At 65.0% G+C, this 21,674-nt stretch carries 22 protein-coding genes and 1 tRNA gene; 12 read left to right on the top strand and 11 right to left on the bottom strand.

Annotated elements, in window-relative coordinates; all coding sequences use genetic code 11:
- Positions 1-51: 51 nt before the first annotated feature.
- Positions 52-1,020 carry a tripartite tricarboxylate transporter substrate binding protein BugD gene (locus ACVMIH_RS07480; protein ID WP_076825479.1) on the top strand — a complete coding sequence of 323 codons (969 nt, stop codon included), beginning with the start codon at positions 52-54 and terminating at the stop codon, positions 1,018-1,020.
- 48 nt (positions 1,021-1,068) lie between these two features.
- On the opposite strand, the gene ACVMIH_RS07475 is transcribed toward ACVMIH_RS07480, so the two are convergent.
- Complete coding sequence (locus ACVMIH_RS07475; protein ID WP_456861116.1) at positions 1,069-3,288, bottom strand: lytic transglycosylase domain-containing protein; 2,220 nt, start codon at positions 3,286-3,288, stop codon at positions 1,069-1,071.
- A gap of 299 nt (positions 3,289-3,587) precedes the next feature.
- Here ACVMIH_RS07475 and ACVMIH_RS07470 point away from each other — a divergent pair, with 299 nt between their 5' ends.
- A complete protein-coding gene (locus ACVMIH_RS07470; RefSeq protein WP_229159936.1) occupies positions 3,588-4,436 on the top strand; it encodes an SMP-30/gluconolactonase/LRE family protein in 849 nt (282 codons plus the stop codon).
- An 18-nt stretch (positions 4,437-4,454) separates the two neighbouring features.
- Here ACVMIH_RS07470 and ACVMIH_RS07465 read toward each other — a convergent pair whose 3' ends face one another.
- Complete coding sequence (locus ACVMIH_RS07465; protein ID WP_456861114.1) at positions 4,455-4,616, bottom strand: hypothetical protein; 162 nt, start codon at positions 4,614-4,616, stop codon at positions 4,455-4,457.
- A 124-nt stretch (positions 4,617-4,740) separates the two neighbouring features.
- On the opposite strand from ACVMIH_RS07465, the gene ACVMIH_RS07460 reads away from it, so the two are divergent.
- On the top strand, positions 4,741-4,878 hold the full coding sequence (locus ACVMIH_RS07460; protein ID WP_456861112.1) for a hypothetical protein: 138 nt from the start codon (positions 4,741-4,743) through the stop codon (positions 4,876-4,878).
- 39 nt (positions 4,879-4,917) lie between these two features.
- On the opposite strand, the gene ACVMIH_RS07455 is transcribed toward ACVMIH_RS07460, so the two are convergent.
- The 3 genes from ACVMIH_RS07455 to dctP are packed head-to-tail and all read right to left on the bottom strand — an operon-like array spanning position 4,918 to position 7,846.
- Entirely contained in the window at positions 4,918-6,276 is a 1,359-nt protein-coding gene (locus ACVMIH_RS07455; protein ID WP_141340612.1) for a TRAP transporter large permease, read from the bottom strand.
- The gene (locus ACVMIH_RS07450) at positions 6,273-6,827 is read right to left on the bottom strand and encodes a TRAP transporter small permease (RefSeq protein WP_200844436.1); all 555 of its coding nucleotides are present in this window, start codon (positions 6,825-6,827) and stop codon (positions 6,273-6,275) included. The genes ACVMIH_RS07455 and ACVMIH_RS07450 overlap by 4 nt, the downstream gene beginning before the upstream one ends.
- Positions 6,824-7,846 (bottom strand): TRAP transporter substrate-binding protein DctP, encoded by a 1,023-nt coding sequence (gene dctP / locus ACVMIH_RS07445; protein ID WP_076825488.1) that lies wholly within the window; start codon positions 7,844-7,846, stop codon positions 6,824-6,826. The genes ACVMIH_RS07450 and dctP overlap by 4 nt, the downstream gene beginning before the upstream one ends.
- Positions 7,847-8,221: 375 nt before the next feature.
- Between dctP and ACVMIH_RS07440 the strand changes: the two genes are divergently transcribed.
- A complete protein-coding gene (locus tag ACVMIH_RS07440; protein ID WP_092083897.1) occupies positions 8,222-8,455 on the top strand; it encodes a pentapeptide MXKDX repeat protein in 234 nt (77 codons plus the stop codon).
- Positions 8,456-8,511: 56 nt separating this feature from the next.
- Here the strand turns inward: ACVMIH_RS07440 and ACVMIH_RS07435 are convergent, their stop codons facing one another.
- Both ACVMIH_RS07435 and ACVMIH_RS07430 read right to left on the bottom strand, forming a co-directional pair.
- Positions 8,512-8,868 (bottom strand): DUF6481 family protein, encoded by a 357-nt coding sequence (locus ACVMIH_RS07435; protein ID WP_057016541.1) that lies wholly within the window; start codon positions 8,866-8,868, stop codon positions 8,512-8,514.
- Positions 8,869-9,076: 208 nt separating this feature from the next.
- The gene (locus tag ACVMIH_RS07430) at positions 9,077-9,301 is read right to left on the bottom strand and encodes a hypothetical protein (RefSeq protein ID WP_057016542.1); all 225 of its coding nucleotides are present in this window, start codon (positions 9,299-9,301) and stop codon (positions 9,077-9,079) included.
- Between the two features lie 188 nt (positions 9,302-9,489).
- Here ACVMIH_RS07430 and ACVMIH_RS07425 point away from each other — a divergent pair, with 188 nt between their 5' ends.
- Both ACVMIH_RS07425 and ACVMIH_RS07420 read left to right on the top strand, forming a co-directional pair.
- Positions 9,490-9,666, top strand: a complete 177-nt coding sequence (locus ACVMIH_RS07425) for a hypothetical protein (protein ID WP_162832424.1) — start codon at positions 9,490-9,492, stop codon at positions 9,664-9,666.
- A 139-nt stretch (positions 9,667-9,805) separates the two neighbouring features.
- The gene (locus tag ACVMIH_RS07420; protein WP_050384538.1) at positions 9,806-10,081 is read left to right on the top strand and encodes a hypothetical protein; all 276 of its coding nucleotides are present in this window, start codon (positions 9,806-9,808) and stop codon (positions 10,079-10,081) included.
- Between the two features lie 15 nt (positions 10,082-10,096).
- On the opposite strand, the gene ACVMIH_RS07415 is transcribed toward ACVMIH_RS07420, so the two are convergent.
- The gene (locus tag ACVMIH_RS07415; RefSeq protein WP_166205288.1) at positions 10,097-10,273 is read right to left on the bottom strand and encodes a hypothetical protein; all 177 of its coding nucleotides are present in this window, start codon (positions 10,271-10,273) and stop codon (positions 10,097-10,099) included.
- Between the two features lie 208 nt (positions 10,274-10,481).
- Between ACVMIH_RS07415 and ACVMIH_RS07410 the strand changes: the two genes are divergently transcribed.
- The 3 genes from ACVMIH_RS07410 to ACVMIH_RS07400 all read left to right on the top strand — a co-directional run bounded on the left by ACVMIH_RS07410 (position 10,482) and on the right by ACVMIH_RS07400 (position 12,400).
- Positions 10,482-10,643 carry a hypothetical protein gene (locus ACVMIH_RS07410; RefSeq protein WP_456861110.1) on the top strand — a complete coding sequence of 54 codons (162 nt, stop codon included), beginning with the start codon at positions 10,482-10,484 and terminating at the stop codon, positions 10,641-10,643.
- A 195-nt stretch (positions 10,644-10,838) separates the two neighbouring features.
- Entirely contained in the window at positions 10,839-11,753 is a 915-nt protein-coding gene (locus ACVMIH_RS07405) for a 2-dehydro-3-deoxygalactonokinase (RefSeq protein ID WP_456866399.1), read from the top strand.
- An 11-nt stretch (positions 11,754-11,764) separates the two neighbouring features.
- A complete protein-coding gene (locus tag ACVMIH_RS07400) occupies positions 11,765-12,400 on the top strand; it encodes a 2-dehydro-3-deoxy-6-phosphogalactonate aldolase (RefSeq protein ID WP_456861108.1) in 636 nt (211 codons plus the stop codon).
- Between the two features lie 16 nt (positions 12,401-12,416).
- Here the strand turns inward: ACVMIH_RS07400 and ACVMIH_RS07395 are convergent, their stop codons facing one another.
- Complete coding sequence (locus ACVMIH_RS07395; protein WP_168858558.1) at positions 12,417-12,722, bottom strand: hypothetical protein; 306 nt, start codon at positions 12,720-12,722, stop codon at positions 12,417-12,419.
- A gap of 233 nt (positions 12,723-12,955) precedes the next feature.
- Between ACVMIH_RS07395 and ACVMIH_RS07390 the strand changes: the two genes are divergently transcribed.
- Both ACVMIH_RS07390 and ACVMIH_RS07385 read left to right on the top strand, forming a co-directional pair.
- On the top strand, positions 12,956-13,369 hold the full coding sequence (locus ACVMIH_RS07390) for an SRPBCC family protein (protein ID WP_016842508.1): 414 nt from the start codon (positions 12,956-12,958) through the stop codon (positions 13,367-13,369).
- Between the two features lie 20 nt (positions 13,370-13,389).
- Positions 13,390-13,629, top strand: coding sequence for a YdeI/OmpD-associated family protein (locus ACVMIH_RS07385; protein WP_456861106.1), 240 nt, complete (start codon positions 13,390-13,392; stop codon positions 13,627-13,629).
- Positions 13,630-14,291: 662 nt separating this feature from the next.
- On the opposite strand, the gene ACVMIH_RS07380 is transcribed toward ACVMIH_RS07385, so the two are convergent.
- Positions 14,292-14,750, bottom strand: a complete 459-nt coding sequence (locus ACVMIH_RS07380) for a DUF992 domain-containing protein (RefSeq protein ID WP_456861104.1) — start codon at positions 14,748-14,750, stop codon at positions 14,292-14,294.
- Positions 14,751-16,098: 1,348 nt separating this feature from the next.
- Positions 16,099-16,175 (bottom strand) — tRNA-Arg (locus ACVMIH_RS07375).
- Between the two features lie 286 nt (positions 16,176-16,461).
- Here ACVMIH_RS07375 and ACVMIH_RS07370 point away from each other — a divergent pair.
- Positions 16,462-21,669 carry an alpha-2-macroglobulin family protein gene (locus tag ACVMIH_RS07370; RefSeq protein ID WP_456861102.1) on the top strand — a complete coding sequence of 1,736 codons (5,208 nt, stop codon included), beginning with the start codon at positions 16,462-16,464 and terminating at the stop codon, positions 21,667-21,669.
- Positions 21,670-21,674 lie beyond the last annotated feature (5 nt).

Below are 21,674 nucleotides of genomic sequence, written 5' to 3'. Positions count from 1 at the left end.
GAGGTGGCCCTTCAAAAATAATTGGAAACAAGAAAATTGAGGGAGAGCGTGATGCGGAAGCTGGTTCTGGCCGTATTGGCGATGTTCGCGTTGACGGGGACCGTTTCCGCGGAAACCTATCCCGCGCACCCGATCACCATCGTGGTGCCGTTTGCTGCCGGCGGCCCCTCGGATGCGATGGCGCGCATCCTCGGCGAACGAATGAAGCAGTCGCTCGGTGAGGTGCTGCTGATCGAGAACGTGACTGGAGCGGGCGGCTCGATCGGCGTCGGCCGTGCGGTGCGCTCGGCGCCCGACGGCTACACCATCTCGTTCGGCCATCTCGGCACCCATGTCGCCAACGGCGCGATCTACAAGCTCGGCTACGACCTCGTCACCGATCTCGAGCCGGTGGCGCTGCTGCCGAGCAACCCGATGATCATCGTCAGCAAGAACGCCGTGCCGGCGAAATCGCTGAAGGAGTTGCTGGAGTGGCTGAAGTCGCGGCCGGCGCCGCCGACCGCGGGCACCGCCGGCGCCGGCAGCGGCAGCCATATCGCCGGGCTCTATTTCGAGAACGTCTCCGGCATCAAGCTGCAATATGTACCGTATCGCGGCACCGGCCCAGCGCTGAACGACCTCGTCGCCGGCCAGATCGACATCATCGTCGACCAGACCTCGAACTCGATCAACCAGGTCCGTGCCGGCAATATCCGCGCCTATGCGGTCACCGATTCCAAGCGGGTCGCGAATGCGCCTGACGTTCCGACGGTCGACGAGGCCGGCCTGCCGGGCTTCCACATGACGCTGTGGTCCGGCCTCTGGGTGCCGAAGGGTACCCCGAAGGAGATCGTGGCCAAGCTCAACGCCGCTGCGGTCGAGGCGATGGCCGATCCGGCCGTGCAGAAGCAGCTCGAGAATTTGGGCTTGCAGATGCCGCCGAAGGATCAGCTCACGCCGGATGCGCTCGGTGCCTGGCAGAAGGCGGAAATCGCCAAATGGTGGCCGATGATCAAGGCCGCCAACGTGAAGGTGGATTGAAACTTGTCATCCCGGCCGCGCGCAATTGCGCGCTAGGCCGGGACGACGTTATTGCGACGGCATTGCCTCAGCCGGCGCCGCGTTGCTCTCCTGTGTCACGACGCGCTCGCCGTTCTTGGCCACCGCCGTGCCGGCATCCTCGAACCGCGCCTGGTAGACCGCGAAATTCTCCATCACGCGCTGCACGTAGTTGCGCGTCTCGGAGATCGGGATCCGCTCCACCCAGTCGACCGGATCGACCTTGGGATCGCGCGGGTCGCCGTAGGCCTTGACCCAGTCGCGGACGCGGCCGCGACCGGCGTTGTAGCCGGCAAAGGTCATGATGTGGCAGTTGCGATATTCCGACAGCAACGCGCTGAGCTCGGCTGCGCCCATCTGGGTGTTGTAGACGGGATCGGACACCATCCGGCTCCAGTCATAGCTGACGCCGAAGCGCTTGGCGGTGTCACGGCCGGCTTCCGGCGTCACCTGCATCAGGCCGACGGCGTTGGCCGCCGACTTGTCGCGCTGGTCGAACGCGCTTTCGGTACGCGCGATCGAGTAGGTCATGCTGCGCCCGATATCGGGCGCGATCGGCGTGTGCTTGGGAATGCCGATCACCGGGAAGGCGTAATGGTCGAAGGCAAAGCCGCGCGCGAGCGCGATCTTGCCGATCTGCAGCATTGCGCGGGCATCGTTGCGGCGGCCGGTCAGCTCGCCGAGCGCTTCGAGCATCCCGACATCGGTGCTTTCCTCGGCGAGGTCGGCGGCGAAATAGAGCACGACGTCGGGCTCGCCGATCGCATAGAGCATATCGGCGGCGCGGACCCGCTCGTCGGTCGCCATGCTGCCGGCGCTGGCAGCCGGCGAGGGCGCGCGCAGCTCGACGCCACCATCACGGCCGAGCTTGGCCAGCGCGAGCTGACCGTAATAGGCCGTCGGGTAGCGCGCGGCGGCCTGGTAGTCGGCCCGCATCGCCGCGGAATTTCCGAGTGCCTCGGCGGCGCGGCCGCGCCAATAGGCGGCGCGCGCCAGCACGGTCGGGTTGGTCTGGCCCTCATCGATATGCGCGAAGTGCGCCGCGGCGGTCTTGGCGTCGTTGAGATAACGCAGCGCGATCCAGCCGCGCATGAAGTGCATGTCGGAGCGGTAATAAGGATTGTCCGGCGCCGCCGCGGGCCGGATCACGTCATAGGCCGCCTGGTACTCGCCCTGGTCGAGCAGCTTGCGGGAGAGGATGCGGCGCTCGCGCCACCACTGGTCGGTGTCCTGCTGCGCCATCGTCTCGGGCTCAGCCGCGATCGTCACGCGCGCGGCTTCGTCGACCTTGTTCTTCGCAAGCAGCCACTGAATTCGGCACAGCGTGTAACCGAGATCGCGGCGGGCATCGGCCGGCACATCGTTGAGCGTGTCCTCTGCCTTGCTGGATTGTCCGCGGACCGCGCTGCAGGCTTTCACGATCGCCAGATCGTCGCTGCCGAGCCGCTGCGCCGCGCGCCTCGCGCCGGCGAGATCCTTGGCGCCGATCCGCTTGTCCATGCGCGCGCGATGGTCGTCGCGCGTCAGCAGGTCCTTGAACGCATCATAGGCGTCGCTCTCGGAGCGATCGGACAGCTCCTCCGAGCGCCAGGCTTCGCGCACCAGCCGGGTGGCGCCGTCGCGGTCGCCTTCGGCCAGCAGCGTGCGGGCGAGCGCGAACTTGCCCTTGGCGCTGATCGGCTGATCGAGGGTGAAGCCGTGCACCGTGGCCGGATCGCTGCGCTCCTGCCAGATCCGCGCTTCGGCGCGCTTGCGCAACAGCGTGACGCTAGGCCAATCCGGATTGGCCGTCACGAATGCCGCATAACGGCTGAACGGCGCGCTCGATTCCGAGTGGCGCAGCAGATACCACTCGACGAGTTTTCGCCCGACCGGGTCGGTGATCCTGGCCTGGATATCGGTCGCGTCGCTGGTCTTGCCTCTGCGCGCGGCGAGGATCGCGTCCCTGATCGTGGCGAGATCGCCCAACAATTGCGGCTCGGCGGGTTTCTCCGGCTCGGGCGCCTTCTCAGCGGATTTGGAAGGATCGGATTTGGCCTTCGCGGATTTACGTTTGTCGGCGCCGTGTCTGGCGTGCCGCCGCTTGCCGGAGGCACTCTCGCGCGCGGCCTTGCCGCCATGCGCCTTCTTGTCCCCGTGGCCGCTTTTGGCCTGGTGCTGGTGATGCGGCTTGGCGGTCGCCTGGACCGGAAGCAGCGCGAGCGCGGCGGCGGTGGCGAAGCACGCCAGCGGACGTAGGCAACTGTTCATTCCCTGGTCCCCCCTGAGAAACCATGAGGCACAACAGAACGCGTCATACGGCGGCACAACCGCCGCAGATTATCACTACCCTCGATTCTCGAGTCTTAATGCAGCTGCAACTCAACAGGGAAAACGCGGCAAAATATGGAATATGGCGTGTGGAACCCGCGGGAACCGGGGTTTTCACGGACGAAAATGGCGGGCAGCACCGTGCTTTGACCGGTTCCGCGTGAGTTGTATCGTCGTCGCGAGCGCACGTGGGGGCTGCCGATGTCACTGCCACATCACTTTTCTCGAGCCGGTGCGTCATGACGGCTCGCCTCAGAACGATCCTCGACGGCGGCCGCTATTTCGAAGGCCCGCGATGGCATCGCGGGCGGCTCTGGTTCGTCGATTGCATGGCGCGGGCGCTTCTGAGCATCAGCTCGTCGGGCGAGTTGCAGGAGCATGCTGCGCTGACCGACGACACGCCGTGTGGTCTCGGCGTCCTGCCTGATGGCGACATCGTCGTGCTGACGATGTTCAGGAAGCGGCTGCTGCGGTTTTCCGATGGAGCGCTGTCGCTCTATGCCGATCTCTCCGAGGTCGCGACCGGCACGATCGACGACATGATCATCGACGGGCAGGGACGCGCCTATGTCGGCGATCTCGGCTTCAACCTGCCGCCGCCGGAGCGCCGCGGTGCGGTCGGCCGGATCATCCTCGTGACGGCCGATGGCAGTGCGCGCGTCGTTGCTGAAGGCTTGCGGTTTCCCAACGGCATTGCCGTCTCCTCCGACCATCGCCGACTCGTCGTTGCCGAAATGGATGGCGCCGGTCTCGCCGAATACGACATCGCGCCGGACGGCGGCCTGAGCCTGCGCGGGCGGTTCGGCAGCATCAACGATCCCGATGGCATCTGCCTCGATGCCGACGGGGCGACCTGGGTCGCGTCCTTCACGGAAGATGCTTTTGTCCGGATCGATCGCACCGGTGTGGAGCGTAAGCGCATCACGGTGTCCGGCCGCCGCGCGCTTGCCTGCGCGCTCGGAGGCGCGGACCGCAGGACGCTGTTCTGCCTGAGCGCGGAGACGTCCTACGAGGAGCTACGCAAGGGCAGGTCCGCGTCGCGGATCGATGTGGTCGAGGTCGACTCGCCGGGTGATGGCTATCCCTGACCCGACCGCAGGCGCGTCTCACTTCTTCTTTTTCTTCTCTTTCCTCTTCAGGATATCGGCCTGACTCCTGAAGGCGCGGGCGAGGGAGCGCATCTGGTTGGCGACAAGTGCGTCGGCCGTCGTCAATGCAACTCGCTCCGCGGTCTGCGCCTGCCTGCGAATTGCCTTGGCCATTTTCATGAAGGAACCGATCGCGTCGCGTCGCTCTGGTTCCTGCACCGGCGACGGCGGCTTGAAGCCATCTCGCGGCCTTGAGTTTCGTTCTTGTTTCGTTCATATTGGCGCGCTCCGGGGGAGTGCTGCCATGGACGCCGAGCGAGACCGCGAAATCATCAGGCTGTGGAACGAGCTCCGCCGGCTGCAGCGCGAGGGGCGTCCGACGGCGGTGCTGGTCCGCCGGATCGAGAAGGCGCTCGCGGAACGCGAGCAGGAGGCCGCCTGAAACTCCGGTCTTGCCGCGTCCCCTCTGCCCGAAAACGGTCTAGCGCCCGCCGTCCGGCCCCATGATCAGATTCGGCAGCCAGGTCGAGATCTCCGGAAAGAAGCAGAGCAACAGCACTGCGAACATCATCAGCAGCACGAATGGCAGCGTACCCCAGATCACCTCGCTCAAGGGGATGTCGGGCGCGACGTTGCGGATGACGAAGATGTTGAGCCCGACCGGTGGATGGATTAGGCCCATCTCCATCACGATGGTCATGACGACGCCGAACCAGATGATGTCGAACTCGGCCGCGCGCAGCGGCGGCAGGATGATCGGCGCGGTCATCAGGATGATCGAGACCGGCGGCAGGAAGAAGCCGAGCACGATCACCATCACGAGGATCGCAAACAACAGCTCCCAGCGCGGCAGGTGCATGGCGACGATCGCTTCCGCCGCCGACTGCGAGATGTGCAGGTAGCTCATCACATAGGAATAGAGCAGCGACATGCCGATGATCAGCATCAGCATGGTGGACTCGCGGATGGTCGATTTCAGGATCGGCGACAGGTCGCTGGGCGTCCACACGCTGTAGATTACGGCGATCAGCCCGAGCGCCAGGAGGCCGCCGAGGCCGGCGGTTTCCGATGGGGTGGCGTAGCCGCCATAGAGCGCGATCATCACGCCGGTCAGCAGCAGCACGAACGGGATCACGCGCGGCAGCGCGCTGAAGCGCTCGGCCATGGTGAATTCGTCATGCTGCAGGATCGCCGCGTCCTTGCCGGTCGCGTCATAGACGGCTCGGGCCATGGCGTATTCCTTGCGGAAGCGGAACACCGCGTAGAAACCGAACAGCGTCACCAGCAGCAGGCCGGGGCCGATGCCGGCGAGAAACAGCCGTCCCAGCGATTTCTCGGCTGCGACGGCGAACAGGATCATCGTGATCGAGGGCGGCAGCAGGATGCCGAGCGTGCCGCCGGCGGCGATGATCCCCGCGGCAAAGCCGCCTGAATAGCCGCGCTTGCGCATCTCCGGGATGCCGGCCGAACCGATCGCCGAGCAGGTCGCCGGCGAGGAGCCGGCCATCGCCGCGAACAGGGCGCAGGCGAACACATTGGCGACGCCGAGGCCGCCGGGCACGCGGTGCAGCCAGGCGTGCAGCGCCGAATAGAGGTCCTGGCCGGCTCGCGATTTGCCGATCGCCGCGCCCTTCAGGATGAACAGCGGGATCGACAGCAGCGTGATCGAGGCCATCTCCTCGTAGACGTTCTGCGTCACCGTATCGAGCGAGGCCGCCGGCATGAAGATCGCCATGAACACGACCGCGACGGCACCGAGCGCGAACGCGATCGGCATACCGGAGAACATCGCAAACAGGGTGGCAAGTCCGTAGGAGATACCAATACCAAACACGGTCATCGGCGCGCGCCACCCGTCAGCGGAATGATGATTTGCAGGAGGATCTGCACGCAGAGCAGCGTCATGCCCAGCGCCATCAGCACGTAGGGGATGGCGAGCGGCGGCGACCACATCGAGTTGGACACCTGGCCGTCGACATAGGCTTCATGCGCCAGGGTCCAGGATTTCCAGGCAAAGAAGGCGCAGAACGCGAAGCTCGCGACGTCGACCAGCCACAGCCGGATCGCGTTGGCGCGCGCCGAGAGCAGCCCGACGAACGCCTCGATGCTGACATGGCCGCGCTGGCTCTGCACATAGGCCGAGGTCATGAAGGTGGCGCCGACCAGGAGGAAGACGGCCGCCTCGTCCTGCCAGTAGTTCGGGCTGTGGAACAGGGCGCGGCCGAGCACGCTGTAGCTCAGGATCACGCAGGCCGCGACCAGGGCGAGCGCGGCGAACACCACGATGATGTTGTTGCAGATGGACAGCGCGCGCCCAAGCAAGGCCACGGGCGTGTTGCCCGCGGCGATGCTTGCGGTTTCGGCCTGATCCGCGACCGGACCATGGATCATGCGGCGACGTCGCTAGCGAGCTTCAGCAGGTTGGCGGCGGTGGCGGTCTTGGCGCCATAGTCCTTCCACGCGGTATCGCGCGCGATGTCGCGCCACTTGCCGACAATGGTTGCATCGAGCGCGCTGACCTTGGCGCCGGCCTTCTCATAGACCTTGGCGACTTCGGTATCGTCGTCCTGCGCCCCCTTTCGGCCAAACGCCTCGAGCTCGGTGCCGACGGCAAGGATGATGTCCTGCTGGTTTTTCGGCAGCTTGTCGAAGATTGCCTTCGACATCATCAACGGCTCCAGCATGAACCAGTAGGAGGCGCCGGCGCCGGAGGTCAGCGATTTCGCGACCTCCTCGAGGCGGAACGAGATCAGGCTGGTGGAGGAGGTGATGCCGGCGTCGCAGGCGCCGGTCTGCATCGCGGCGTAGAGCTCGTTCGACGGCACCGACAGCACAGCGGCGCCAGCGGTCTGCAGCACCATGTCCATCTCGCGCGAGCCGCCGCGCACCTTGAGGCCCTTGGCATCTTCAGGCGCCACGATCGCCTTGGAGCGGCTGGCGACGCCGCCGGCCTGCCAGACCCAGGAGATCAGCAGAATGCCCTTGTCGGCGAGGAAGTCGCTCAAGGCCTTGCCGACCGGCTCCTTCTTCCAGCGCAGGCCCTGGTCGTAGGTGGTGACGAGGCCCGGCATCAGGCCGATATTGGTCTCCGGCAATTCGCCGCCGGCATAAGGCATCGGATACAGGCTGAGATCGAGCGCGCCCTTGCGCATCGCCGAGAACTGCGCGTTGGTCTTGATCAGCGACGAGTTCGGGTAGACCTCGGCGGTCAAATCGCCGCCCGAGCGCTTGGCGACCTCGGCCGCGAACATCCTGCACAGCCGGTCGCGGAAGTCGCCCTTGTCGATGGTGCCGCCGGGGAACTGGTGCGAGATCTTCAGCGTGGTCGCGGCATGCGCGGTCCCGATGCCCATCCGCAGGACGGAGGGTGCGGCGAGGGCGGAAGCGAGGACGTGGCGGCGTGTGAGCATTGTTCTCCCCTGAGAGCTTCTTGAGTGGCTGTTAGGCCGGCGCGGAGCTTTAGCTTAGCCGGTCTTCGCGTGAATGTTCTCTAGTCTGATAGTTCGAGGCGCCCTGATAGTGCGAGCCGATACGCGGCTGCAAGTCCTGACGTTCAAGTCCTGACATTCAAGTCCTGACGTTCAAGCCTTGCCGTTGTTGCGGTGCACACTGATGCGCGGTGACGCCGCGTCGTCACGCAACCGTCGCGCGACCAGCCGCCGGGCGACCGCAGCCGTGCTGCTTCAAGAATTCGTTATTGGAGGTAACGACGGCCGGCGCAAGTGCGTCGAGTAGAGAGCGGCAAGTCGTCGCGCTCACATTCGACCACACAAGGGATCATCACCATGACCACCAAGACCCGCCTCGGCCTTTCCGCCGCGCTGCTCTCGTTCAGCCTGGCGCTGGCGCCCGCCGCCTTCGCTCAGGACAAGATGGGCAAGGATGACGCGATGAAAAAGGAAGACTCGATGTCCAAGGATGCCATGAAGAAGGACGGTGGCATGATGAAGAAGGACGACGCCATGAAGAAGGACGGCGGCGCGATGATGAAGAAAGACGACGGCATGAAGAAGAACTGACTGCCGTCATCGCCCGCTATCCGCAGGCCCGCCGCTCTGGCGGGCCTGGTTGCGCCTTAGCGCTTCTTCTTGCCGCGCTCCTTGCGTGCCGCGTAGCGGGCATCGCGCTTGGCCTTCTGCTCGGCGAGCAGCGCCTCCTCGCGGGCGGCTTCCTCTTCCTTCTCGCGGGCAATGCGGGCGGCCTCGGCGGCGGCGGCCTCTTCCTCGCGGCGCTTCTGCTCGGCCTTTTCGGCCTCACGGGCTTCCTTGGCCTTGGTGCGGCGTTCGGCGATTGCCGCGCGCTCCTCGGCACGTGCCTTCACAGCGGGATCGTCAGCTCCCGGCTGGGCGCGAAACTTGTTGAGGAGGTTTTGCCGCGCCTGCAGGGCCGCTTTCTGGCGGTCGGCAAAACCCGGTTCCTTGAAGCCACTCATAGAGGAAGCCTTGCTGCTTTCTGTTCGGGTGATGGATGGGGTTGGTTCGGCGTTTCAATAAGTGAATGGCGACGAAATTGCCAGTGGTGAACGGAGGGCTGTGGAGCAAGGGAGATATGAGCCAGCGTCAAGCAGCCATCGTTCGCCCCGCGGACGCGTGGTGAGTGGCTGGTCACCAAGGGCTGTTGAACAAGGGCTGTTGAAAAGTTCAGCCGCGCTGGAGGTGCTCGCGTCGTCCGTTACCCAGGACTTTGGCGACCGTCTCGGCGGTCATCGCGCTCCGGTCCGAGGCGCGTTGGGCTTCCAGCCTGTCGCGCGCCCTTTCGACGATCAGTAGGCTGATCAGCCGCTGCCTGCTGCTCTCATCGACAGCCTCCGAGAGCAACTGCCTGTAACGCTGATAGTCGTACGTCGTCGCTTCTTGTTCGCTCATCGGCACGCCCCGCACACGCGCTCCACTTCAGCGAGTAGTCTTTCGCGAGTCGCCCCTGGCGCGCAACGGAATTGCGGTGCCGACGGCCGCGGCCGTGCATTTCGTTGTGCGACTGTTGCAGAATTGATCGCACGCAACCGTGCAAAGGGTCATGATGCGGACCGTGGCAACCGGGAACCGAAGCGGGCATGAGCGAATCCGACGACGGAGGCAGCAGAAGGGGCGCGCTGATCGGACTGCTGGTCGCAGCGGTCATGCTCGCGGTCGGCCTCTGGCTCGCGCATGACCTGACGGCGGCGAGCAAGATGCAGGACTGCCTGATGTCGGGCCGGACCAATTGTAATGTGATCGAGCCGGCGCGCTAACCCCGTCTTGCGGCAGTGCAATATCGATCCCACATCAAGCCCAAAGACTCGGGCTGAACTGTTTGATCCCGGTTGTGATTCCGATCACACGTGGACAGGCGGTTGCCTCGTCTCCTGGAGATCGGCGGGAACCAAGGCCATGATGTCCAAGCTGTGGTCCGGAAAGGGCGCGGCGCTGGCTGCCGCAGGCGCGGCGGGTGCCGTTTTGGTGGCGTATCTATCCCTGACACTGGCGTCGCCCGAGCCGGTGTCCAATGCGGCGCTCGGGCCGGAATGGCAATGCAGCCGGGTTGCTTTCGTGCTGACCACCTGCACCAGGGGGACCGAGGCGGAACGCGAGGCTGAGGCCAAGCCGGAAGGCGAGGTCAAGGCGATCCCGGTGCGGGCGAAGGACGATTGTCCGCCAGAACTCTAGCGGCCGTATTTCAAGTCATTTCTTGGTGGTACTGCGCGGCTTGATCGACAGGCCGAGGCGCATCGCCATCTTCTTGATCCGCTCCGGCGAGCGGCCGGTCGCCTTCACGACCTCCTCCAGCGACTTCGAGGAGCGTGCCAGTTCCATCAGTCGTCGGTCCTCCTTGAACGACCACCGCGGCTTTCGGGCCATCTTGTTGGTTTCCTTGTGCATTGCTGGGCAACAAAGCCGCCAGGCGGGGTCGCCTGACGGCCTTGCCGGTGTGGGCCCGGACCTTGGGGAAATGTCCGGTGGATAAGCAATACTGCTTCCGAATAAGGCCGCAATTGAAACCGGAATTTAACCTAACCCATCAAGGTTACTTGCAACATTACTCGGATACGGCGTGGCAGGAGGCCTTATGCGCAAGGTCGCCATTTTGAGTGCCGCAGCATTTTTACTGTCCGGTTGCTGGTCCGACCCGGAGGTTACGGGATCGACCAACAGCTGTGCGGCCAATCTCTACAGTCAGTACAATCCCAAGGTCATGGATCAGTGCGTCAACGCCCTGCATCAAATGTGATCGCGGCAACGTTACGACCTGCACGACCTCCTGCACGCTGAAGGGCGCGCGGTAATCGATCCGCGCGTCCGATGCCAGCGAGGCCTCGTGGCGTCACGCCACCGAGCCGCCTTGCGTGGCGCGATGATCGCCTTTATCGCGTCTGGCAGCGGCGCCGTCGGCGCGCGGGACACTGAGAGCGTGGAACAGGGCGCGATGAGCGGGCTTTCCTATGTCGCGGTCGACTGGGGCACCAGCAGCTTCCGGCTCTGGCTGACGGGCGCCGGTGGCAAGGTGCTCGGTGAGCGCCGCAGCGATGAAGGCATGACCGCGGCAGCCAGGACCGGCTTTGCGGCCGTGCTGCAATCGCATCTCGATGCGCTGGGTGTGCCGGCCGACCTGCCGGTCGTGATCTGCGGCATGGCGGGCGCGCGGCAGGGCTGGGTCGAGGCCGGCTATATCGATACGCCGGCGCATCTGTCGGACATCCTCAAGGGCGCTGTCGTGGTCAGCGGGCAGACGCGCGAGATCCGTGTCCTGCCTGGAATTGCGCAGCGTGATGCCGCCGCGCCGGACGTCATGCGCGGCGAGGAGACCCAGCTGCTGGGGGCGCTCGGCTTGAATGCGCCGGGCGAGGCGCTCGTCTGCATGCCGGGAACGCATTCCAAATGGGTGAGGGTCCGCGGCGGAACGGTCGAACGCTTTGCGACCTTCATGACCGGAGAGCTGTTCAGCGCGGTCGCGCGCGACACCATCCTGTCGCACGCCGTCGCCGGCGCCGAGGAAGCTGTTGACGGCGATGCGTTCCGCGCGGCGGTCGCGGCGGCATTCGCGGCGCCGGCGCTAGCGGCCGATCTGCTGTTTCGCGTGCGATCGCGGCAGCTGCTGTTCGGCGGCAACGCACAGGCCGCGCGCGAGACGATCTCGGGCACGTTGATCGGCGTCGAACTCGCGGCGGGCCTTGCGGAGCGGGAGCAGGGAGCGCCGGTTACGCTGATTGCCTCGGGCCGGTTGCAGCGGCTCTATCAGATGGCGCTCGAATGCCTTTCGATTCCGCTCAATGTTATGGATGCGGAGGAGGCGGTTCGCCGTGGCCTCGCCGGCGCGGCGGCGGCGATCTGGAAGAAGTGAGGGATCAACGCATGAGTATTCCGTTTCCGCCGATGAAGCGGCCGCTGGTCGCGATCCTGCGCGGCGTCAAGCCGGACGAGGTGCTGGGCATCGTCGGCGCGCTGCTCGACGCCGGCATGACCGCGATCGAGATTCCGCTGAACTCGCCAGAGCCGTTCCGCTCGATCGAGATCGCGGCGAAGCGCGCGCCGGCCGATGTTCTGATCGGCGCGGGCACGGTGCTGACTGCAGCCGACGTCGATCGCCTGCACGACGTCGGCGGCCGCCTCATGGTGTCGCCGAATGTCGATGTCGAGGTGCTGGCGCGTGCAAGGGACCACGCGATGATCACGATGCCCGGCGTGTTCTCGCCGACGGAAGCGCTGCTCGCCGCGCGCGCGGGGGCATCGAGCCTGAAATTCTTTCCGGCCAGCGTGCTCGGTGCCGCCGGCATCACCGCGATCCGCGCCGTGCTGCCGCCGGATGTGACGATCGCCGCGGTCGGCGGCGTCTCGGACCAGAATTTCGCCGAGTATGTGAAGGCGGGCATTCGCGCCTTCGGTCTCGGCAGCAGCCTTTACAAGCCGGGCATGACGGGTGCGGATATTGCGGACAGGGCAAGGGTGACGATCGAGGCCTATGACAAGGCCGTGCAGGGTACCGGCTAGGCTCGGCGCAAGCGCGCTAATCGTCCCGCCTGCCGCCGTCGATCACCCTGAACAGCGGGGCCGCCTCGCGGGGATTCTCAAGCAGCTCTTCGACCATGGCGATCGCGGCCGCGACGTATTTCCCGGTCGCGGCGTCCAGCGGCCGTTCGGCTTCGTCCGAGAGTGCAAGCATTGCGCCTTCGAGCAGCTTGCGGGTGCGGACGGCGGACTCGTCGCCGGCGGTGAGGGCGGCGCGCGCGATCGATCGCAGCACGAACAATTCGCCCTCCAGCCGCAGCAGGCGGTCGTTCAGCTTGCTCAGGACGGTGTTCAGGTTCCGCATGACGCGCTCTCCGGGCATTGGACTCGTCTTCCATACACGGTCATTCCTGACGAAATTCTTGTGGCGACCACGCACCATCTGGTTGGTCGAATGGCATCTCGGATCTCCTCATGTTCCCGGTGGCCCGGGCATTGCCATTTGACGAAGGCATCAATGGCCCTAATAGAATGGCCGCGGTCCGGCGCCGCCCGGGAGGCGCGTCGGCTTCACCCCATCGCAACGAGGGAATTGATATGAGGATTGCCGTCGAAACGACCGTTGCCGCGCCGATCGCGGATGTCTGGCGCGCCTATACGACGCCCGACGACATCAAGCAGTGGAACGCGGCTTCCGACGATTGGCACACGACCGCCGCGACCGTCGACCTGCGCACCGGCGGCGCCTTCTCGTCGCGAATGGAAGCCAAGGACGGCAGCATGGGGTTCGATTTCGCCGGCACCTACACCAGGGTCGAGGAGCCCCGGCTGCTCGAATATTCGTTCGGCGATCGCAGCGCGCAGGTCGCATTCACGCCGGAGACCGGCGGCGTCAAGGTGCAGGTCAGCTTCGACAGCGAGGATACTCATTCGGTCGAGCAGCAACGCGGCGGTTGGCAGGCGATCCTGGATAACTTCAAACGTTACGTCGAAGCCAAGCGGCGGTCCTGATCCGGCGATCGGAGGGCGGCGTGACGTTGAAGCGACCGCGCGCGGCGATGCCGGCGAGCATTCGCCGCGAGCTCGATGCGACTGGACCGATGCAGGCGTTCAAGGCGCGCCCGCCGTATCAGCGCAACGACTATCTGCACTGGATCGGCCGCAGCGTGCGAACTGCAACACAGCGCAAGCGGATCGACCAGATGCTGGCGGAATTGAAGGCCGGTGGGGTGTATATGGGAATGGCGCATCGGCCGAGCAAACCAAAGTGAGACTCTCGCGGCGTGACCGAGCGCGCTGTGCGTTCGCATCGCTCGCGTGATGTTTTGGTCGTGCGAATCCTCATCGAACAAAAAGGACGATCTGGGAATCGTCCATCGCGGTCCTGAAAAATATCGACGACCGATGCGCGCACTCACAATCCTCTAGAGAAACATTCTTGGATTAAGAAATTGCGAAGAGCGCTGCCGGAGCTCACGGCAAGTGGAACCTACAATCGCACGAACGGAAAGCGATCAGTCCCTCAATCGCCGCCGGAACTTTGTTCACGCACGGAGAACTACGGAATCGTTTCGTGCGCTGAATGATAAAGACGCGAGTGATTTCACGGCACACGGCGAACATCGAAAAAGAAAGGCCTCAGCGCGTGGGCCACGCTGAGGCCAAGTAGACACTTTGGTCGTGAGGCACCGTCGCCGGCGCCTCGATGCCTAACCTATCTTTGTTTCTGTGTTTCCAAATGGCCCATTTGGGCCATGCCGCGTGATAGCCAATTTGGGACATGCGCCGCTGGCACAAAGTGTGCAGACTTGGAGCTGTCAGGATTTTGCATCACCTTCCTGGGGCTAGGGCCAGCGCCGTCCGCATCTATTTCAAGCGGACGGCGTTGTGCATTCCGGCGGCCGCGCCGGCCATCGCCTGGCTGCGCTCAGGGTCAGCGGTCCACCGGCCGAATCTCGAGGTTCTCGATTTTCAGGGGCGGCGTTGAGGGGACGTTCCGCTCGTTCAACGGATGCAGCGTGATCGGCGTATTCGTGCCGCCGGCGAGAACGTTGACGTCGGCGCCGTCGGCATGGGCGTAGCCGCCGGCGAGATCGTCGCTTCCAAGCCACGGCACGGGCGCCATCACCTTCCAGGTCATGGCGACTTCTTGATCTCCGATCAAAGCGCCGAGGTTGCGGATGGCCGCGACATAACGACTGTCCGGCGTGCTATCGACGTGCAGCACGCAATTGAGGTTGGTCACCGGACCCACCATGAACCCGGTATCAGGTCCGCCACGACACTCAAGCGTTCCGGCCTGCACCTGCTGCGCATTGGCGGCTGCGAGCGGCGCAGCGAGAACCGCCGCACCACACAGAGCAGAGGCGATCGGACGGCTTGTCACACGCATGGTGCTGGTCAACGCGGATCGGCGCGCAATCGGCCCATGAACCCGCGTGCGGCCTTCGCTTGTGGTTAAGAGAGCCTTAGAGATTGGTTTGATTGCTGCCGACGGTCGACGTTCGCGAGCGACCGGCCAGGAGGACGACGATCAACCAGCGGCGATCCTTTTCATCGCCGTGCCGGCTGACACCTCGATGGTGGAGCTATCGACGTCGAACGAGCGTGCTTGATTTCCAGGCAGGAGAGGCCGCGGGCGAAGCAAGGGAATGGTCCCGGCACTGACGCCGGACCGTTCGGATCATGGCGGTGAGCCCGTCCCGAAAAATTACGCCGCCGGGCTCGAAATGCATTGTCCCGGCGGCGCCTGTTCCAATCTGGGCCCGCAATCCCAGTCATGTTTGTGTCTGCAAAACCGGCGCCAAGGTTCGAGCGCCCCCGTAATCATACGGGGCCTGGGAGTCCCGCGATGGATTGGTGCTGGCTGCTTGTGCGCTGGCGAAGGTCCGATTGTCTGGGGTGATCCAAGCCGCGGCGCGAGAACGGCTGATCGTCACCGATGCTCCGCCCGGTCAGATATGATGCTCGAGCTTGCGCATCTCCTGCAGGCGAGCCAGGCAGAAATCCCGATACAATTCGTTGATGAAATCCCACATGACCTAATCCCCTTGGTCCAATGCCCGCGACACTACGCCGGGTTTGTTTCCGGCCGGCTTCGCGGCTTGCGGAAAATGATTTCATTGAAGGGGGAGTGGGGTGGCGATCCCGGCCAAGGTTGACAGAATGTAGATAAAACAATGGGTTAGCGTCAAGGTTAGGCAGTTTGGGTGCCATTGAGTCCCATACCGATTTTTGGCTACTGCCTAACCTTCGGGTCAGCCGTGACTTCGCTTACTTCGATTGACGGCAACGATCAGGCTGGGTTGCTCAAGTAGGCGAGACGATGGAAGTCTGATCCTGCGCGGCCACCTCGTTCGTCCGATCGAAGTTCTGCAGATCATCGAGGCCATCGGCGCCAAGATCTCGGGTCCCGTCATGCACGCACGCCTCGTTGCATCCAAGTACGGTGAATTCCCAATAGAGACCTGGCACATGGGTGTGCCGACCGGCGAAGATGGCATCTGACCCTTCGAGCATATTTCACGGCGCTCGAAATCATGTCCATCACCGGACACACCGACATCCGAGAGATTGAGCGTTGTTGCCGCGAGGGCGCACGCAAGAAACTGGCTGTTGCAGCTATTGCGAAACTGCAAAGTGGATTCGATGTGTCCGATAATCGAAAATTGCCTAACCCAAGTCCGAGGCTGGACAAAATTGCCTATAAGTCATTGAAATCATTGGCAGGAAAAGCCATCTGGCGATCCCGGCAGGATTCGAACCTGCAACCCGCGGAGTAGAAATCCGCTACTCTATCCAGTTGAGCTACGGGACCGTGGCGGCCTTGTAGCACCGCCAATATGAAAAATCCGCCTTTCCGCCAAGTCCGTCCGAACCGATTTTTGTGGTCGAACGACAAAGGCGAGCAGGGCGCCCGCCCTGCGTTGGCCTGTCCAGCCTGCCGAGCCGCACGACGCTGCCGCCGGGGTGGTCAAAGGAATGTCGGCAATGCGATCTGCGACGTTTTCGTCCGTTCATGTCCGCGCCTTCACTCCGTCACCTTTTCGCGCACTTTTGGCCCCAACGCGGCGTTCGACCGCGGGGCGTTCAGGAGCTCCATCATGATCGGATTGGTTCGTGCCGCCACGATATGCGCCACGCTGCTGCTCGCCCTGGTGGGCGCCCAGGCCGCGGACAAGGCCTTCAAGCGCGACGATCTCGCCGATTCCGCGATCAAGCTGGAAGCCCAGATCAAGAACGAGGCCGGCGCGGTCAACAAGTCGGCCGCGACCCTGCGCACCGACGCCGACGCCGCGTTCAAGCGCAATGATTTCCGCGGCGGGCTGCAGATCCTCGGCCAGATCGCGGCGACCACGCCCGAGGACGGCGCCAACTGGCTGCGCCTCGCCAGGACGATCTTCCAGATCCGGTCGGCGGGCTCCAGCGAACAGACGTTCCTGATGGAGCGCGCCTCCACTGCCGCCTACATCGCCTATCAGCGCGCCGGCAATGCGGGCGAGGAGGCGGACGCGCTGGCCGTGCTCGGCAAAGCGCTTGCCGAGCGCAAGCTGTGGCGCCCGGCGCTGGACAGCTTGCGGCTGTCGCTCGACATGCGCGAGGTCGCCGATGTCCGCGGCCAGTACGAGAAGATGCGCGACGAGCACGGTTTCCGGCTGCTCGATTATACCGTCGATTCCGACGCCGCCTCGCCGCGGGCCTGCTTCCAGTTCTCGGAGGAACTCGCCAAGCGCGTCGACTTCGCGCCGTATCTCGCGCTCGCCGGCACCGACAAGCCGGCCTTGTCGGCGGAGGGCCAGCAGCTCTGCGTCGACGGGCTCAAGCACGGCGAGCGCTACAACATCAATCTGCGCGCCGGCCTGCCGTCGACCGTCAAGGAGACCCTGCCGAAATCGGCCGAGTTCAACATCTATGTCCGCGACCGCAAGCCGTTCGTGCGGTTCACCGGGCGGGCCTATGTGCTGCCGCGGACCGGACAGCGCGGTATCCCGGTGGTCAGCGTCAACACGCCGGCGGTCAAGGTTGACGTCTTCCGGATCGGCGACCGCAACCTGATCAACACGGTGATCGACAGCGACTTCCAGAGCACGCTGAGCCGCTACCAGCTCTCCGATCTCGGCGACCAGCGCGGCGTCAAGGTGTGGTCCGGCGAGCTTGCGACAGCGACCACGCTGAACCAGGACGTCGTCACGGCGTTTCCGGTCGACCAGGCGCTCGGCGACCTGCAACCCGGTGTCTATGTCATGACCGCCGCGGCCAAGGGGCCGGGCACCGACGACGACGGCACGCTCGCGACGCAATGGTTCATCGTCTCGGACATGGGCCTGTCGGCCTTTTCCGGCAATGACGGTATCCACGTCTTCGTCAACTCGCTGGCTTCGACCGAACCGGTCGCCAACGCCGACGTGAAGCTGGTCGCCCGCAACAATGAGATCCTGGCCGCGCGCAAGACCGATGCCGCCGGCCATGTGCTGTTCGAGCAAGGCCTGGCCCGGGGCGAGGGCGGGTTGTCGCCGGCACTGCTGACTGTCATGGGCGAGAAGGCCGACTATGCCTTCTTGAGCCTGAAGACCAATGCGTTCGACCTCACCGACCGCGGCGTCGCGGGCCGGGCGATCCCGGCCGGCGCGGACGCCTTCGTCTACGCCGAGCGTGGCGTCTACCGCTCCAGCGAGACCGTCTATCTGACCGCGCTGTTGCGCGACGGGCAGGGCAATGCCCTGACCGGGACGCCGCTGACCATGGTGATCGAGCGCCCCGACGGCGTCGAATTCCGCCGCGCCGTGCTGCCCGACCAGGGCGCCGGCGGCCGGATGCTGGCGGTGGCGCTCAATTCGGCGGTGCCGACCGGCACTTGGCGCGCCCGTGTCTTTACCGACCCGAAGGGCTCGTCGGTCGGCGAGACCACCTTCATGGTCGAGGATTACATTCCCGAACGGGTCGAATTCGATCTGACCAGCAAGGAGAAGGTGATCAAAGCTGAAGTTCCAGTGGAGCTTCAGGTCTCCGGCCATTTCCTCTACGGCGCGCCGGCCTCGGGCCTGCAGCTCGAGGGCGACATGCTGGTAGCGCCCGCGGCGAACGGCCGGCCCGGTTATGCCGGCTATCAGTTCGGCGTCGACGACGAGCAGACCGCGAGCAACGAGCGGACCCCGATCGAGGACCTGCCGGAGGCCGATGCCAACGGCGCGGCGACCTTTCCGGTGAAGCTCGAGAAGGTGCCGACCTCGACGCGGCCACAGGAGGCCCAGATCTACATCCGCATGGCGGAGACCGGCGGCCGCTCGGTGGAACGCAAGATCGTGCTGCCGGTGGCCCCTGGCGCCTCGCTGATCGGCGTCAAGCCGCTGTTCGGCGACAAGAGCGTGGCCGAGGGCGACAAGGCCGAGTTCGACGTCGTGTTCGTCGCGCCCGACGGCAAGCAGCTGCCGCGCAACGGGCTGCGCTACGAGCTGTTGAAGCTGGAGTCGCGTTACCAGTGGTACCGGCAGAATTCGTCCTGGCAGTATGAGCCGGTCAAGTCGACCCGCCGCGTCGCCGATGGCGACGTCAACCTCGCGGCCGACAAGCCGATGCGCTTGGCCTTCCAGCCGCAGCCCGGCCGCTACCGGCTCGACGTGAAATCGACCGACGCCGACGGCCCCGTCACCTCGGTGCAGTTCGACGTCGGCTGGTATTCCGACGGCAGCGCCGACACGCCCGATCTATTGGAAACCTCGATCGACAAGCCGGAATATGCCTCGGGCGACACGATGACCGTGTCGGTCAATGCGCGCACGTCAGGCAAGCTGACGGTCTATGTGCTTGGCGACCGCCTGCTGACCACCCAAAGCGTCGACGTCACGGAGGGCACCCGGCAGGTCAAGCTCCCCGTCGGCAAGGACTGGGGCACCGGCGCGTATGTCATGACGACGTTGCGCCGTCCGCTCGATGCCGCCGCCGGGCGCATGCCCGGCCGCGCGATCGGACTGAAATGGTTCGGCATCGACAAGAAAGCGCGCACGCTTGTCGTCGAACTGTCGCCGCCCGCGTTGGTGCGGCCGGGCTCGACACTGAAGATCCCGGTCAAGCTCGGCGGGCTCAATCCCGGCGAGGATGCCAAGGTGGTGCTCGCCGCGGTCGATGTCGGCATTCTCAATTTGACCAATTACAAGCCGCCGGCGCCGGACGACTACTACCTTGGCCAGCGCCGCCTGACCGCCGAGATCCGCGACCTCTACGGCCAGCTGATCGACGGCATGCAAGGTACCCGCGGCCAGATCCGCAGCGGCGGCGACTCTGCCGGCGCCGAGCTGCAGGGCTCGCCGCCAACGCAGAAGCCGCTCGCGCTCTATTCCGGCATCCTCACGGTCGGGCCTGACGGGACGGCCGAGGTGAGCTTTGATATCCCGGAATTTGCCGGCACCGCGCGGGTGATGGCGGTGGCGTGGAGCGCAACCAAGGTCGGCCGCGCCAATGTCGACGTGATCGTGCGCGATCCCGTGGTGGTGACCGCGACCTTGCCGCGCTTCCTGCTGACCGGTGACAAGGGCACCATCAGCATGGATATCGACAATGTCGAAGGTGCCGCCGGCAACTATGCCATCAGCGTCAAGGCGAGCGGCCCGATCAAGGCTTCCGGCAATTCGACCACGACGGTGAAGCTCGCCGCCAAGCAGCGCTCCTCGCTGTCGCTGGGCCTCGAGGCCGGCGGCGCCGGACGTGCCGAGTTCGACGTCGACATCTCCGGGCCGAACGGGCTGACGCTGGCGCGGCATTATGCGCTCGACGTCAAGCCGGCGACCCAGGTTCTGGCGCGCCGTTCGATCCGCACGCTGGCGAAGGGCGAAAGCCTGACGCTGACCTCGGACATGTTCTCCGATCTTGTGCCGGGTACCGGCAGCGTTTCGGTCTCGGCGAGCCTGTCGACCGCGCTCGATGCCGCGAGCATTCTGAAGGCGCTCGACCGCTACCCGTATGGCTGCTCCGAGCAGATCACGAGCCGCGCGTTGCCGTTGCTCTATGTCAATGATCTCGCCGCCGGTGCCCATCTTGCGATGGACACCGCGGTCGACCAGCGCATCCGCGACGCGATCGAGCGGCTCCTCGCTCGACAGGGGTCCAACGGCTCGTTTGGCCTGTGGTCGGCGGGCGGCGACGACGCCTGGCTCGATGCCTACGTCACAGACTTCCTGACCCGGGCCCGCGAAAAGGGCTTTGCGGTGCCGGACGTGCTGTTCAAGAACGCGCTCGACCGCGTCAGGAACTCGGTGGTCAATGCCAACGAGCCGGAGAAGGACGGCGGCCGCGATCTGGCCTACGGCCTCTATGTGCTCGCGCGCAACGGCGCGGCGCCGATCGGTGATCTGCGCTATCTCGCCGACACCAAGCTGAACAATCTGGCGACCCCGATCTCCAAGGCCCAGCTTGCGGCGGCGCTGGCGCTGGTCGGCGACAAGGCGAGGGCCGAGCGGGTCTATGGTGCCGCGCTCGATGCGCTGAACCCGAAACCCGTGATCGAGTTCGGCCGGGTCGACTATGGCTCGGCGCTGCGCGATGCTGCTGCGCTGGTCTCGCTCGCTGGCGAAGGCAATGCACCGCGCACCACGCGGACCCAAGCCGTGCTGCGGGTCGAGGCGGCGCGGGGACTGTCGCCCTACACCTCGACGCAGGAAAATGCGTGGATGGTGCTGGCGGCGCGGGCGCTCGCCAAGGAGACGCTGGCGCTCGACATCAACGGCCAGCCGGTCAAGACCGCGGTCTATCGCAGCTACAAGGCCGAGGAGATGACCGGCCAGCCGCTCAGGATCACCAATACCGGCGATGCGCCGGTGCAGGCGGTGATCTCGGTGTCGGGCTCGCCGGTCACGCCGGAGCCGGCGGCCTCCAACGGCTTCAAGATCGAGCGCAGCTATTTCACGCTCGACGGCAAGCCGGCCGATGTCACCAAGGCGAAACAGAATGACCGCTTCGCGGTTGTCCTGAAGGTGACGGAAGCCAAACCGGAGTTCGGTCACATCATGGTGGCCGACTATCTGCCGGCCGGGCTCGAGATCGACAACCCGAACTTGGTGTCATCGGGGGATTCCGGCACGCTCGCGTGGATCGAGGACGGCGTCGAGCCGAAGAACACCGAGTTCCGCGATGACCGCTTCACGGCGGCGATCGATCGGGGCGCCAACGACAAAGCGGTGTTTACGGTCGCCTATGTCGTGCGCGCGGTGTCGCCGGGCAAATATGTGCTGCCGCAGGCCTATGTCGAGGACATGTACAATCCCTCGCGCTATGGCCGCAGCGGAACCGGTGCGGTTGAGGTGAAGCCGGCGAAATGAACAAG

This window comes from Bradyrhizobium sp. USDA 4503 (genome assembly GCF_054055815.1).
Note: the sequence above shows the minus strand (reverse complement) of the source record. Positions and strands in the feature narration are given on the sequence as shown.